The sequence below is a fragment of the Paenibacillus sp. FSL H8-0548 genome (assembly GCF_038630985.1).
Lineage (GTDB): Bacteria > Bacillota > Bacilli > Paenibacillales > Paenibacillaceae > Pristimantibacillus.
In genome coordinates this window covers 4,451,149-4,464,438 of the sequence record NZ_CP152049.1, presented here as the reverse complement: position 1 = coordinate 4,464,438, position 13,290 = coordinate 4,451,149, and the positions used below count along the sequence as shown (strand labels likewise).

Genomic DNA, 13,290 nt, shown 5'->3' with positions numbered 1-13,290 from the left:
CAAACGTTCGTGTCAGGTTATATGCCGAACGTTTGATTTTTTTTGAAAATACATATAAAAACTATTGTCAAATGGTTCGTTTCTGTCTATAATGACATTAAGTCTTTCGTAGCATGTCAGTTAACATAACATTTAGGGAGTGGTCGTAATGGTAAAGAAAACATTGTTAGCTTTAGGGATCTTCACTTTATTGTTTCCGGTAATGGCGTTCGCAGAGGATCCTTCAGCCGCAACGTTAGACATGGGTTTAAACTCACTATGGGTTATGCTTGCTTTCATTTTAGTTCTTCTTATGCAAGGTGGATTCATATTACTTGAAACAGGATCTACACGAATGAAAAACGCAGGCCATGTTGCAGGGAAAACGATTTTCACAACTGGCTTAGCTGCACTTATTTATTGGGCTTTTGGTTACGGTATGGCATTTGGCGGTGAGAGTAGTATTAATGCATTGTTCGGCTGGGGAGATTTCTTCTTCAATCCATCATTGACAGCTGGTGAAGGCGACAGCTATCCTAGCACTGTATTCTTCTTATTCCAATTAGCATTTGCAGCAGTGTCCTTATCCATTGCTTGGGGCGGTTTCGCAGAGAGAGCTAAATTATCCTCATACATCGTATTTACATTATTTTTTGTCGCTATTATTTACCCGACAGTGGCTCACTGGATTTGGGGCGGCGGCTGGCTTGCTGAAGATGGCGCACAAGATTTTGCAGGTTCGACGGTCGTTCACTTAACAGGTGCGCTTGCAGCATTCGCGGCAACTGTGTTGCTTAAACCGCGTATTGGGAAGTTCAACAAAGATGGATCAGCTAATGAAATTTTGGGGCATAACCAAGTGTTCACGGCATTGTCCGTATTGCTCCTGTGGGTAGGCTGGTTCGGTTTCAATGCAGGCAGTACTGTAGCAATTGGCGATGGTTTCTTCGGTTACGTAGCATTTAACACGATGCTTGGAGCAGGCGCAGGCGGCGTGGCAGCACTTTTCATTTCATGGGCAATTTCTGGAAAAGCAGATATCACAGCTATGCTTAATGGTACACTTGCAGGTCTAGTTGCGATTACAGCATCTTGTGCATTCGTAGACCCTTGGGCAGCAGTAGTAATCGGTCTAGTAGCTGGTGTGCTTGTTGTGTTCAGCGTGAAATTTTTCGAGAAAATCAAAGTTGACGATCCGATCTATGCTTTGTCCGTTCACGGTGCGGCTGGTATCTGGGGGACGCTTGCTAACGGTATTTTCGCTACTCAAGTGCTCGCTGACAAAGTAGGTGTTGGTACAGGTGGTCTAATTGACACAGGAAGCTTTAAACAACTTTGGGTACAATTCGAATCGGTAGTTGTAGTTGGAGTGTTCGTACTTGCTGCTTCCTTCTTGGTACTTGGTGTAATGAAGTTTATTATCGGCTTCCGTGTAACAGAGGAGCAAGAAATTATCGGTCTTGACCTAAGTGAGCATGGCGCTTATGGTTATCCTGAGCAAATGAAAAAATCAGGTGAAAATATTCAAGGTTAATATCATATGAAGGATTGACTGAAGGGAGAGGGCGCCCGATGAGTGATCCGGTGCGATTGCAGCTGCTGAAGCAGATTAGTTCAGCTGATCGTGTAGAAGAGCTGCGGAGCTTGCGGGATCAGGTTCACCAGCAGATGGAAGCTCTTCTCCTCACAAGTTCGGTCGAACAATTTAATGAACAATTGAATGAGGTGCACGACGCAGTAATTCGGCGCTCAATAATCCTCGCAGAAGCGGAAATGGCACGGATGGGGAATGGTTTTCCCCCCGTGCCTTACGCATATCTATTGTTCGGCAGCGGTGGCCGGAAAGAGCAAACTTTGACAAGTGATCAAGATAGCGGAATTGTTTATCGTGATCCTGTGGCTGATTCAGCAGAAGTACGGACTTATTTCATAAAATTAAGTGTTCTTATCGTTGGAAATCTTCAGACGGTTGGTTATCCGCCGTGTGAGGGTAATGTATTGAGCCGTAATCCCGAATGGAACTTATCCATATCAGAATGGGGAAGAAAGCTGAATCAGTGGTTTAAGGAGCCGTCCTGGGAAGCGGTTCGTTATTTATTGATTATTGCAGATGGTCGTTGTGTTTATGGAGAGCATGCGCTGCTTGAAGAGCTAAAGAACTTATTTTTTATTGATATGCTTAATCATCAAATCATTTTGCAGCGGATGTTAGACAATACGATGCGTCACAAGGTGCTGATCGGTTTCTTTGGTCAATTGCTTAAGGAACAGTATGGAGAGGATTCAGGCAGTCTAGACATTAAATATGGCGCATATATCCCGATGGTTAATGCCATAAGGCTGTTATCTGTTCAAGTAGGCATACAGGAGACATCCACTCTTCAGAGAATTAAACAGCTTGTGAAGATTGGAAGGATATCTGAAGCAGACGCTGAGGCATACGGTCATGCATTCCGTATTTTTCTGAGGCTGCGCTTAATGACGACAGAGCAAAACACCGATGGCTTCTATGCCGATAATGGGAAGCTATCCAGTCGTAAGCTAACGAAGGAAATGACAGATGAATTAAAGAACAGTTTGCGAGTGGGGAAGAAGCTGCAGCGAACGGTGTTCAAGCAGACAATGGGTAGGTTTATGTAGGGCGGTGAAGGAATGAAGGAGCAAAAAGGCGTCGGTCGTATGTGGAACCTATATAAAATGGGAGGATTTACACCTGCCATCGCTTCGATGCTTGGCTCGCAAAATGCGCAGCAAATGGCGTTTATTCGCAATGTCAACAAAGAGCAGCGTAGGCAATCCATGTTCGACATGCCGCTAAAGGAGCTTGAGGTTATTGTGTTTGATCTTGAGACTACGGGGTTTTATCCTACAAATGGCGATGAAATTATTTCATTCGGAGCCGTTATGTTTCGCGGAGGCGAGGTTGTAGAAGAGGAGTTCTTCTATAGTCTTGTCAATCCAAAACGTAAAATCCCGCGTGCGATTGTCGAGCTTACAGGTATTACGAATGAAATGGTACAGGATGCTCCTGATTTGATGCAGGTGCTTCATGATTTTATGGAATTTGTGGGAAGACGCTTGCTTGTTGCACATGCTTCGGGGCATGATAAGCAGTTTCTAAATGCAGCGCTATGGCGTACCTCCAAAGTGAATTTGAATCATAGAGTGCTGGATACGATGATGGTAGCCAAATGGCTTGAGCCGGACCTTGAAGGATACAGTCTGGATGAATTGCTTCAGAGTTGCTGTATTCCTGTTACGGACCGGCATCATGCACTGCAGGATTCGATCATGACAGCTAAGCTGTGGCGGAACTATCTTGCTCGTATTTTAGAGCGAAATATTACGACGCTAGGCGACCTATATGCTTATTTAAGTAAGCACTAGCTGAAGCGGCAGAAATTCACCTTGTGAGCGCCGATAGGGCTGTACATGAGGCGCTTCGCTGTTTTGGAGGGAGACAATCCAATAGGACAGCTCGGATGAAGGGAGAAAGCCTTCAGAGTCGCTAGGCGATGGAACAGCCGCTGTACGTGGGTGGGAATGAAACAGGCCGACAAGCTTTTGTCGGTTTTTTTGCATATCGTAGTAGATGGCCGTCCATTCGGCTGGATCAAAGGAAAAGGAATGTGTAGGGTCAATATGGGTATTGGTAATGGGGATAATCGTGTCGACAATAGGAATAGCTTCACCTTCTGTGTCCTCGTCGAAAGCTGAATGATAAGCGCTGGCAACAATGCCGCAGGCTTCGATTGGCTTTGCGTTTCTGCAAATTCGGATGAGCTGCTCATATGCAGAATGGGTCATGTGGCCCTTTTGCTGTGCTGCCATAATGATGCCTCCCTTTAATAAATTAGGATAACGTAATTATAACGGAATATGTCTGAGTGCGCTAATATTCGTTCCATAACGTATGAATAGACTATAGATGAGCTACAATAGGAGAAGAAGCAGCGTTGTAATCGTGACGTTTTTATGGCTAATAGGCTCAGCGCCTTGAGCTAACATACTGTGCATGATACCATGAAGCCATAAAGATATTATGTTGAAGTGAGAGAAGGTAGTTACTGAATGAAACGTGTCATTGCGCTTTTTACAATCGCCTTTGTGTTTGCTGGCTTGGCTGTATTCCAATATAACAACAACGATCCGAATTCGGTTACGCTCGCTGCTCCTTCTGCGGATTTCAAGCCAAAAGCTGGCTACGAAGCAACCGTCTTTAAGCTTCCAGCGCTTGACGAGAAGTCCTATGAGGTTGGCGGCGTACATGGCAAGCTGTCATTCGTTAACTTTTGGGCATCCTGGTGCGGGCCTTGCGAGCTGGAGGCGCCGGATCTGCAGCGTTTGCATGAACAATATGGAGAGGCGATAACACTTTACGGTGTTAATGCAACGAAGTACGATAAAGAACGAGCAGCTAGAGACTTTGTCAATGAGCATGAGTTTACATTTCCGATTCTGATGGACCGAGAGGGGGATGTGACGAAGCAATATAAGGTCGATACATTCCCGACAACATTTCTGATTGATAGTGAGGGTGTCATACGAGAGCGAATTAATGGCGTCATTACCTACGAGGAATGGGAACGCTTGATTGAGAAGTGGATGTAGTTAACCAAAATAAAGGCTGCCTAATGTCATATGATGACAAGGGCAGCCTTTATTATTTCTCTGATTCCTAGCAGCTTAATGATTAACAAGTCCAATTCGATCATGTGGATCAAGCGGCGTATTTTCTACTTTAACCATTCCTAACAAAGCATAGCGGATACTGTCGACAAGAGCTTCCCAGCTTGCTTCAATTACATTGTTGGAGACACCAACGGTGCTCCATGTATTGTCAAGTCCGGTTGACTCGATCAGTACACGAACCTTAGCGGCTGTAGCGTCCTTCTCGTCGATGACACGCACTTTGTAATCCGAGAGATGAATCCCCTCGATTTTTGGGTAAAACTGCACCAGCGCCTTGCGTAGGGCGTTATCGAGCGCGTTAACCGGACCGTTGCCCTCCGCCGCTGTATATACCTGCTGACCATCGACATTGATTTTTACGATAGCCTCAGAAATCATCTGGCCGTTTGTTTTCTCAACAAGCATTTTGAACGATTCCACTTTAAAAAGCTCCTTGACCTCACCGTCAAAGGCTTCGCGAAGCAAGAGCTCCATAGATGCATCGGCACCTTCAAATTGGTATCCTTGATGCTCAAGCTCTTTAATTTGATCCATGATCAGCTTTGTTTTTTCATTATTTGAGTTCACATCAAGACCAAGCTCTTTGGCTTTAGAGATGATGTTGCTTTGCCCGGCAAGCTCAGAAACCAAAATACGCTGTTTGTTTCCGATGAGCTCTGGCTGAATATGCTCGTACGTTTTGGAATCCTTCATGATTGCGGACACATGGATGCCGCCTTTATGAGCAAACGCTGCGTTGCCGACATAAGCTTGACCGACTGGCATGCTGACGTTGGCGATTTCACTTACATAACGTGCTGTGCTCGTTAAGGTGGAAATCTTGCCTTCTGCCAATACGTTGTAATTCATTTTAATTTGTAGATTTGGGATAATGGAGCATAAATTAGCGTTGCCGCAGCGTTCGCCGTAGCCATTAATCGTACCCTGCACCTGGCGTGCTCCAGCTCTAACAGCAGCAAGCGAGTTTGCAACGGCTAGCTCGCAATCATTATGTGTGTGAATGCCAATTGGTGTTGTAAGCTCCTGCCGGACACGTGTGACGATGTCATGTATTTCATTTGGCAATGTTCCGCCGTTTGTATCGCATAGAACGAGCCAATTCGCCCCAGCCGCTTGAGCTTTCTTAAGCACCGAGATTGCGTATTCTGGATTGTTTTTGTACCCATCGAAAAAATGCTCTGCGTCAAACAAGGCTTCCATGCCATTATGCTTTAAGAAAGCGACTGAATCATAAATCATAGCCAAGTTTTCCTCAAGCGTCGTTTGCAGGGCTGTATGTACATGGAAATCCCATGACTTGCCTACAAGCGTAGCAGCAGGAACACCGGATTCTGCAATGCGAACGAGGCTCGCATCCTGCTCAGCCAAGCTGTTCTTGCGTCGCGTGCTGCCAAATGCGGTAATTTTGGCATTCAGATTAAAAGCTTTGATCCTTTGGAAAAATTCAATATCTTTGCTGTTGCTTCCCGGATTGCCGCCTTCAATATAATGAACGCCCAACGCGTCGAGCTTCTGGGCAATTTTTAATTTGTCATCCGCTGACAGGCTGATTCCCTCGCCCTGTGTTCCGTCACGCAGCGTCGTATCAAATATGGATATGTTTGTTGTCATTAACGGGACGCCTCCTTTACTGATAGCCATTTCAAATCATAATGAACTATTATAGCACTTGTCGCGAGGAAAGTAGAGGGGGTTGGACGTAAAATTTGCATGTTCCATTTGGTTTCGTTGACTTGCCTCTAATGGAATTGTATGCTGAGGATGATCAAGCTTATGTAATTTTGTTGCTTCGAAATAGGTGGTGATTCACTCAATGACGAAAAATGTAAGCGAATATTATCCTGTCAAAGGCAGGGTCATTATTCATTTGGATATGAATGCCTTCTATTGTTCCGTGCATGAAGCAGAGGAACCTGAGAAATATAAGAACAGACCAACAGCCGTATCCGGAAGTGTAGAGCAGCGCAAAGGAATCATTGTCACTTGCTCTTACCCAGCGAGAAGCAAAGGAATAAAGACTGGAATGACAGTAAGACAGGCACTTCAGCTATGTCCAGAGCTTATATTAATAAAACCGGATTTTAATTTATACCGTAAATATTCTCAAGGCTTTATGGCTATTGCAAGACAATTTACACCAATTGTAGAAGCGGTATCGATCGATGAATGCTACATGGATATAACCGGCTCCAAAATGTTTGGCTCGCCGCTTGAAATTGCTGCTTCACTTCAGAAGAGAATTACATCCGAATGGTCGCTGCCTTGCTCAATCGGTTTAGCGCCAAACAAGCTTCTAGCTAAGATGGCATCGGATATGAAGAAGCCAAATGGACTTACAGTGCTTCGTATTCGCGATGTCAAAACGGTGCTTTGGGATAAATCCTGTGATACGTTGTTCGGTATTGGAAAAAAAACTGCTAATAAGCTGTCAAAGCTCAATATTCGAACGATCGGTCAATTGGCAGGGACTGACGAAATTTTGTTAATTAAGCATTTTGGCGTTGTAGGCTCTTGGATGAAGGCGGCCGCTCATGGGATAGATTATGGTGAGGTTAATCCCAATCGTGAGCGTAATAAATCGATAGGCCATACAACGACGCTGCCGAGTGATATTATGGCACGTGAGGAAGTGTACCGCGTGCTTCTTAATTTGGCTGACCAAACGGGACGCAGGCTGCGGCGGCAGAAGCTGGTGGCCACAACGGTTCAAATTACAATCCGCAGGCCGGATATGACGACGATTGCACGCTCGCACACGCTAGCTTCTCCAACGCAGGCCGCTGATGATATTTATAGGGAAGCCTGCAAGCTTTATGACCGGCATTGGCAGGCTGGCGAGCCGATTCGATTGCTTGGAATAACGCTGCAAAACCTCTCGCTGCTTGACGAAACGGCAATGCAGCTTGATTTATTCAGCTATGAGCAGCAGCCCCGCAGGGAGGCGCTTACGAAGGCGATGGATCAGCTTCGCGATAAATATGGCGAGGATGCAGTTCTAACTGCAGGGATGCTTGGCGACGATCCATCCACCTTAATTAGGAATAAACGAATTCGCGGTACATCCTTGCAAAAGGATGACAGTTTGTTATATATTGATGAGTGAAGCTTGACTGTACAGAGACGAGATTATACCGTATATATTTATTTGGGAGGGAATTTCCATGGGTAAGTTTACTTGGGTTGAAAAAGATACGTGCATCGCTTGTGGAGCTTGCGGAGCAACTGCTCCTGACATTTATGATTATGATGATGAAGGTCTTGCAGAGGTTATTTATAAAGCAGATGCAAACAGAGGAAATACAGAGATTCCGGAAGATTTGTTTGACGATTTGCAGGATGCCGCCGACGGTTGTCCTACGGATTCAATCAAAATTGCCGATGTGCCTTTTAATTATTAATATCTAGTACGACTAAAGAGCTCCTCTTCGCTGGCGTAAGCTGCGATGGGGAGCTTTTTTTGAAATATAGGAATGAAAAAAGAAATAAAGATTAGGCATTAAATCGAGCTTCCATCCTACCGATAAATAGATATCACCACGATTTGGAAAGGGTGGGAGGATGCAGTCTCAAGACGATATTTTATATTTAAAGCAATTTGTTAATCAACATCCGAGCAACAAAATGGGCTGGTATTTGTTAGGAAAGCAATATTTGCTGGCGGGTAAGGAAGGCAAAGCAAATTATTGCTTTTTAAAAGCTGGCGAGGTTTATGACGCCTTTGAGGATGAAAGTCATCCTCTGTCTGACAATCAGCTGCAATTGCTTAAAGAGTGGGATAGGAAGCAAAAGAAAAAAAAGATGGCGCTAAGAACAGGCTTATTAGCTGCTCTGCTTCTCCTTATAACCGCCCTTGCTCCAGCAAATGGGGAGATAAAAACAAAGATTGCAAATCAGCCGATCCCTGTTCTTCAAGCTGAAGTGCTCCCTGTTGGCGTCGTTTTTATTTCTCAGAAGGAGCGGCAGCCGATTGGCAGCGCTTGGAACACTCTAATGGAAGCAGCAAGCGAGGCACCGCAGCTTATGATTGCTGCGAGGCTTGAAGAGGAAGCTGGCTGGAGCAAATGGTTAGGTCAAACGAAGCTGCTTATGTCTGTACGGAAGGATAGAGGTTCTGCGGAGCTGCAGGCTGTGATGCTTGATCGACAGACCTGTGAATGTATTCCGTCTGACTCCTCTCGCATTTCCAAGCAATATGAGGACTGGCGTGAGCAGCAGGAGACGCATTGGACGCTGGCGAGTGCTATCGTTCATTATGAGCGTATTAATAAAAAATGGCCGGAGAAGCTCGATGAGCTCATCCGTCCGTATCCGAATAATTTTCTTTCTGGTGAGCGCAGCGGAATGCGTTCCATGTTCAATAGCGTTAAATTTAAAGTTAAAAATGCTAAAGCGAATAAGGATAAAGCTGCGGGGGCCTATGAAACGGGGAAAGGGAATCCATCGGCAGCGGACGAGGGACGAGCTCAGAATATGTTGGGAGGCAGCAGTGTTGGCAGCAATGGTCTGATGGATAAGGATTGGAGCCAGCCGCTTGAAATTATCGTAGACAAAGCGACTCACCAGCTTGCCGTCATTCAAGGGAATATTATCGTACGCAGTTATAGGGTAGGTCTTGGTGGTGAAGAAACGCCTGAAGGCCGATTCTACATAAGTGAAAAAGTGAAAAATCCAAATGGGAGAGATGATGGGGTATTCGGCAGTCGCGGGATGACTCTTTCAAAAACTTTATATGCGATACACGGCACAGATGAGCCCGACAGCATCGGCAAGGATGAATCGCTGGGCTGTGTTCGGATGAGCAAAGCAGATGTTGAGGAGCTATTCGATATGGTACCGCTAGGGACGGTTGTCAAAATAAAAAACGGGACGCTTCCGTCGAAGGTGCAAACGCCAGCTGAACGCTTTAAGCTGGAGCCGCGCCAAAACGAAACCAATCCCGCAAAGGTGTATAAATGGTTGACATAAGTATGTTTACGAGGTGAAAACTAGAAGCAATGCGATAGCTACAACAATAACCCCGACGACAGATCCGATCCATACCAGGGCCTTTTTATTTACTTCTTCTTTTGGTTTGGCTTTTATCGTTGCAGGCTTTCTTTTTGGTGAACTCATTGATATTCAACCCCTTAATTTCATAATAATAATGAATATGATCTCATTGTAATCGTTTTCTAGACAAGCTGCAATATAACGGATGCCTGCGCCTTGTGCGCAGGCTCTTTTCTTTTTGTTGTAAAAACGATAAACTGTCATGTAGAACATACAACTGAGATCGGAGTGAGTAAGGTGCTTTATTCTTCTATTTTAAAGCCTGTTTTTTTTCGTATGGACCCTGAGAAGGCCCATCATCTCGTTATTGACGGCTTGGCCGCAGGAGGAGTCATACCGGGACTAAATGGGCTTATGCATGCAATGTACGGCGTAGCGAAGTCGCCGGAGCTTGCTACCGAGCTATTTGGTATTCAATTTCCACACCCTGTGGGCTTAGCTGCAGGACTCGATAAGAACGGCAAGGCTGCAGATGGATTCTCTAGTATAGGGTTTGGCTTCGCTGAGGTAGGAACGGTAACCCCGAAGGGACAAGCCGGCAACGAGCAGCCGCGATTGTTTAGACTCCCGCCGGATGAGGCGTTAATAAATCGAATGGGATTTAACAATGAAGGTACTGCTGCGATGGCAGAGAAGCTGTCACGTCGGAAGATCAACCGAATTCCGATTGCGGTTAACATTGGAAAAAATAAGACAACACCGAATGAGTTGGCGCATGAGGATTATCAGACCTGCATCCGCGATCTCTATACATATGGCGATTTTTTTGTCGTCAACATCAGTTCCCCGAACACGCCGGATTTACGTGATTTGCAGCATGGGGAAGAACTGAAAAATCTACTTAGCGCAGTGAAAAAGGAAATAAACACACAAGCGGCGAAAGAAGGAAAGAAAGCTAAGCCTGTGCTGGTTAAAATTGCTCCTGATATGACAAACGAGCAGCTTGAGCTGACGGTTGCTACCATAATGGAAAGTGGTGTCGCAGGCATCATTGCTACAAACACGACATTATCCCGGAAGGGGCTTCAGCATTCCGCTGCGGGCGAAGCAGGCGGTTTAAGTGGCAAGCCGCTGCGAGATCGTTCAACTGAGGTTATACGGGCAGTTTACCGCCAGACAGGTGGGAAGCTTCCGATCATCGGATCAGGCGGAATTTTTACAGCGCAGGACGCATACGATAAAATCCGCGCAGGGGCCTCCTTGGTTGAAATTTACACAGCGCTTATCTACAAAGGGCCAGGCGTACTTAAGGAATTGACCAGCGGATTAAAGGAATGCTTGCGTAAAGATGGCTACCGCAATATTGCCGAAGCAGTCGGTGCAGATCACGTTTAGGAACAGGAGGCGGCCGGATGGACGGTAGAGACTGGAATCTTTTTTTACAGCCTTATGAACAAACGGTAGAAGAACTAAAAGTAAAGTTTAAGACGATGCGGGTTGAACTGAAAATACGAGAAGCTTATGCGCCGATTGAATTTGTCACCGGCCGGGTAAAGCGAATTTCAAGTATTTTGGAGAAAGCAAAACGGTTGAACGTACCTCCGGATCGTCTGGATTCAGGTATAGAGGATATTGCAGGCATACGCATTATGTGTCAGTTTGTTGATGATATCCATCGGGTAGCAGGCCTGATTCGGACACGAAGGGATCTTTTGCTCGTCTATGAGAAGGATTATATTACGAATTTTAAAGATAGCGGCTACCGCAGTTATCATATGATTGTCGAATACCCCGTTCAAACCGCGCTAGGCTACAAAAAAGTGCTAGCTGAAATCCAAATCCGCACATTAGCGATGAATTTCTGGGCGACGATTGAGCATTCTCTAAATTACAAGTTTAAAGAGAGCCTCCCTGAGGATGTGCGCACCCGATTGAAAAAAGCAGCGGAAGCGGCTTCCCAGCTCGATACAGAGATGACCAGCATACGTAAAGAAATATTGGATGCGCAGACCGAATTCGAGGAGCAGTCCAATGTCGTCTCGAAGGTGCTGAGTGGGATTCAGGATTTATATTTTTACAATCGGGTACGCGAGGCTGCACAATTTCAGTTGAAATTTAATGAGAAGTTTGAAAAAGAGGATTACCATGAGCTTAATCAGCTGTCGATCGATATTCAAGCGGCAATTGGAAGAGCCAAAAAAGCTAACCAAAACTAGGTTATCCTATTAAACGAAAAAGGTGTTTAAGCGGTGAGTAGGCTGCTTAGGCACCTTTTTGACATATAGGAATGAAACGCGCTGGCGCCGCCAAGGACGGTGACAGCCGTTTCTTCTTAACCTGGAAAAATATTAGCTGCCTTGGGATATAAGAAGAAAGAGCTGCTCAGTATTGGTCGATAAGACCCGTACTGAACAGCTCTGTAATCATGACGACAGCCCTTGGAAGAATTACTCGCTGGATTTTTTCGGCTTGTATAGGACGTCGATTGCTGCACGTATTTCATCAGCAGTCTTGCCTTGCTTGCTTAAGGCGATGACCTCTTCCATTTCTTTCTTGCAAATGCCGCAGCTTGTACTGTGATTCGTCCAAGTTACGGCCCCTTCATCCGCAGGGTGCTCAGCTACGTAACAGCGTAGAAGCGAGTCATGCGGAGTTTCTACAGCTAAGCCGTCCGAGCACCCGCAATAGCAAGTAATGCCGCTCATGATGTCAGCATGCTCGTGTACCGCCTTGTAAAGATCGCTTGTATGCGTGGTGTAATCAGAAAGAAACCCAGGGAGCTTGTCATACGATTCAGTCGTTTGCCAGGTTTCAGAGCCGTGCTGATGCTCAGTACCTGGCTTGTCATCATTAGCCAAGTCACAGGCCGTGAGTAGCGTTATACATGCGAATGCCAGCAGCAGCCCGTACATGATGCCGCGAATACGACTGTTTTTTTGATTCTCGGCAATCTGTTCCTCGGTTAAGCGCTGGCGCTTCATCATTTGCTCTCAGCTCCTGAATATTTATTGAAGAATGCACGGAAATCATCCAAGCTATAGCCTGTAGTACCTTCTTCAGCAAGACCGCCCTCAATCTTATCAACTTGTACGCCGTCCTCGAAGTAAGCAAGCGTTGGTGTATACTCGACATTATACTTGTTGAAGTAAGTTGGAAATTCTCTTAAATTGAACTGCGGCAGATCAATGCCAAGCTCATCAACAAGCGGCATTAATTGCGGTGTTGTTTTTTGGCAATGCGGGCAATCGGAAGCGAACAAATAGACGAAAAAATCTTCCTTGTCGGCAACCTTTTGATCCAAAACGGCCGGTAATATGATATTCTGATAGTTAGGATCATCAAGTTGCTTGCGTGTTTCTGGATTTAGCTTCGAAATAGGCTTGTCATAAAGTGCGCTAACAGACCCGCTGTTGTTCAAAACGAAGATCAAACCGAATAAAATAACGACAATACCGATGTACACATAAATCATTTTTAACTTCTTTTTTCTTTTCATTTGTAGAGCTACCTCCGAAGCGTTTTATTGGACAGACCCGTTTTATAAGGCATGTCCTTACTTTATTATATTATATAACAAAGTTGTATCTGTGTGAAAGAGCATGGCATCCAGGAAAATTGGCAGGAGGAAAG

Annotated in this window: 14 protein-coding genes; 9 read left to right on the top strand and 5 right to left on the bottom strand. The window is 45.3% G+C overall.

Going from position 1 to position 13,290, the window contains the following annotated elements:
- The first annotated feature begins 148 nt into the window (after positions 1 to 148).
- From MHI37_RS19495 to MHI37_RS19485, 3 genes are read left to right on the top strand one after another with little or no spacing between them, the layout of a single operon-like run.
- On the top strand, positions 149 to 1,513 hold the full coding sequence (locus tag MHI37_RS19495) for an ammonium transporter (RefSeq protein ID WP_076339365.1): 1,365 nt from the start codon (positions 149 to 151) through the stop codon (positions 1,511 to 1,513).
- A gap of 38 nt (positions 1,514 to 1,551) precedes the next feature.
- Positions 1,552 to 2,619, top strand: a complete 1,068-nt coding sequence (locus MHI37_RS19490) for a DUF294 nucleotidyltransferase-like domain-containing protein (protein ID WP_076339366.1) — start codon at positions 1,552 to 1,554, stop codon at positions 2,617 to 2,619.
- 12 nt (positions 2,620 to 2,631) lie between these two features.
- Positions 2,632 to 3,366, top strand: a complete 735-nt coding sequence (locus tag MHI37_RS19485) for a 3'-5' exonuclease (RefSeq protein WP_076339367.1) — start codon at positions 2,632 to 2,634, stop codon at positions 3,364 to 3,366.
- Here the strand turns inward: MHI37_RS19485 and MHI37_RS19480 are convergent.
- A complete protein-coding gene (locus MHI37_RS19480) occupies positions 3,352 to 3,810 on the bottom strand; it encodes a M67 family metallopeptidase (RefSeq protein ID WP_076339368.1) in 459 nt (152 codons plus the stop codon). The genes MHI37_RS19485 and MHI37_RS19480 overlap by 15 nt on opposite strands.
- A 240-nt stretch (positions 3,811 to 4,050) precedes the next feature.
- Here MHI37_RS19480 and MHI37_RS19475 point away from each other — a divergent pair, with 240 nt between their 5' ends.
- Positions 4,051 to 4,590 carry a TlpA disulfide reductase family protein gene (locus MHI37_RS19475; RefSeq protein ID WP_076339369.1) on the top strand — a complete coding sequence of 180 codons (540 nt, stop codon included), beginning with the start codon at positions 4,051 to 4,053 and terminating at the stop codon, positions 4,588 to 4,590.
- A 75-nt stretch (positions 4,591 to 4,665) separates the two neighbouring features.
- Here the strand turns inward: MHI37_RS19475 and cimA are convergent, their stop codons facing one another.
- Positions 4,666 to 6,282, bottom strand: coding sequence for a citramalate synthase (gene cimA / locus MHI37_RS19470; RefSeq protein WP_076339370.1), 1,617 nt, complete (start codon positions 6,280 to 6,282; stop codon positions 4,666 to 4,668).
- Between the two features lie 202 nt (positions 6,283 to 6,484).
- Between cimA and MHI37_RS19465 the strand changes: the two genes are divergently transcribed.
- The 3 genes from MHI37_RS19465 to MHI37_RS19455 all read left to right on the top strand — a co-directional run bounded on the left by MHI37_RS19465 (position 6,485) and on the right by MHI37_RS19455 (position 9,636).
- Positions 6,485 to 7,774, top strand: a complete 1,290-nt coding sequence (locus MHI37_RS19465; protein WP_076339371.1) for a DNA polymerase IV — start codon at positions 6,485 to 6,487, stop codon at positions 7,772 to 7,774.
- A gap of 58 nt (positions 7,775 to 7,832) precedes the next feature.
- Positions 7,833 to 8,069, top strand: a complete 237-nt coding sequence (locus tag MHI37_RS19460; protein WP_076339372.1) for a ferredoxin — start codon at positions 7,833 to 7,835, stop codon at positions 8,067 to 8,069.
- A 160-nt stretch (positions 8,070 to 8,229) separates the two neighbouring features.
- The gene (locus MHI37_RS19455) at positions 8,230 to 9,636 is read left to right on the top strand and encodes a L,D-transpeptidase (protein WP_076339373.1); all 1,407 of its coding nucleotides are present in this window, start codon (positions 8,230 to 8,232) and stop codon (positions 9,634 to 9,636) included.
- 6 nt (positions 9,637 to 9,642) lie between these two features.
- On the opposite strand, the gene MHI37_RS19450 is transcribed toward MHI37_RS19455, so the two are convergent.
- The gene (locus MHI37_RS19450; protein WP_179090311.1) at positions 9,643 to 9,783 is read right to left on the bottom strand and encodes a hypothetical protein; all 141 of its coding nucleotides are present in this window, start codon (positions 9,781 to 9,783) and stop codon (positions 9,643 to 9,645) included.
- Between the two features lie 174 nt (positions 9,784 to 9,957).
- On the opposite strand from MHI37_RS19450, the gene MHI37_RS19445 reads away from it, so the two are divergent.
- Both MHI37_RS19445 and MHI37_RS19440 read left to right on the top strand, forming a co-directional pair.
- Positions 9,958 to 11,055 (top strand): quinone-dependent dihydroorotate dehydrogenase, encoded by a 1,098-nt coding sequence (locus MHI37_RS19445; RefSeq protein ID WP_076339374.1) that lies wholly within the window; start codon positions 9,958 to 9,960, stop codon positions 11,053 to 11,055.
- Positions 11,056 to 11,072: 17 nt separating this feature from the next.
- Entirely contained in the window at positions 11,073 to 11,876 is an 804-nt protein-coding gene (locus MHI37_RS19440; protein WP_076339375.1) for a GTP pyrophosphokinase family protein, read from the top strand.
- 231 nt (positions 11,877 to 12,107) lie between these two features.
- On the opposite strand, the gene MHI37_RS19435 is transcribed toward MHI37_RS19440, so the two are convergent.
- Both MHI37_RS19435 and MHI37_RS19430 read right to left on the bottom strand, forming a co-directional pair.
- On the bottom strand, positions 12,108 to 12,644 hold the full coding sequence (locus MHI37_RS19435) for a PCYCGC motif-containing (lipo)protein (protein ID WP_083676518.1): 537 nt from the start codon (positions 12,642 to 12,644) through the stop codon (positions 12,108 to 12,110).
- Positions 12,641 to 13,156 carry a thioredoxin family protein gene (locus tag MHI37_RS19430; RefSeq protein ID WP_076339376.1) on the bottom strand — a complete coding sequence of 172 codons (516 nt, stop codon included), beginning with the start codon at positions 13,154 to 13,156 and terminating at the stop codon, positions 12,641 to 12,643. Before MHI37_RS19430 ends, MHI37_RS19435 begins: the two co-directional genes overlap by 4 nt.
- Positions 13,157 to 13,290: the final 134 nt, after the last annotated feature.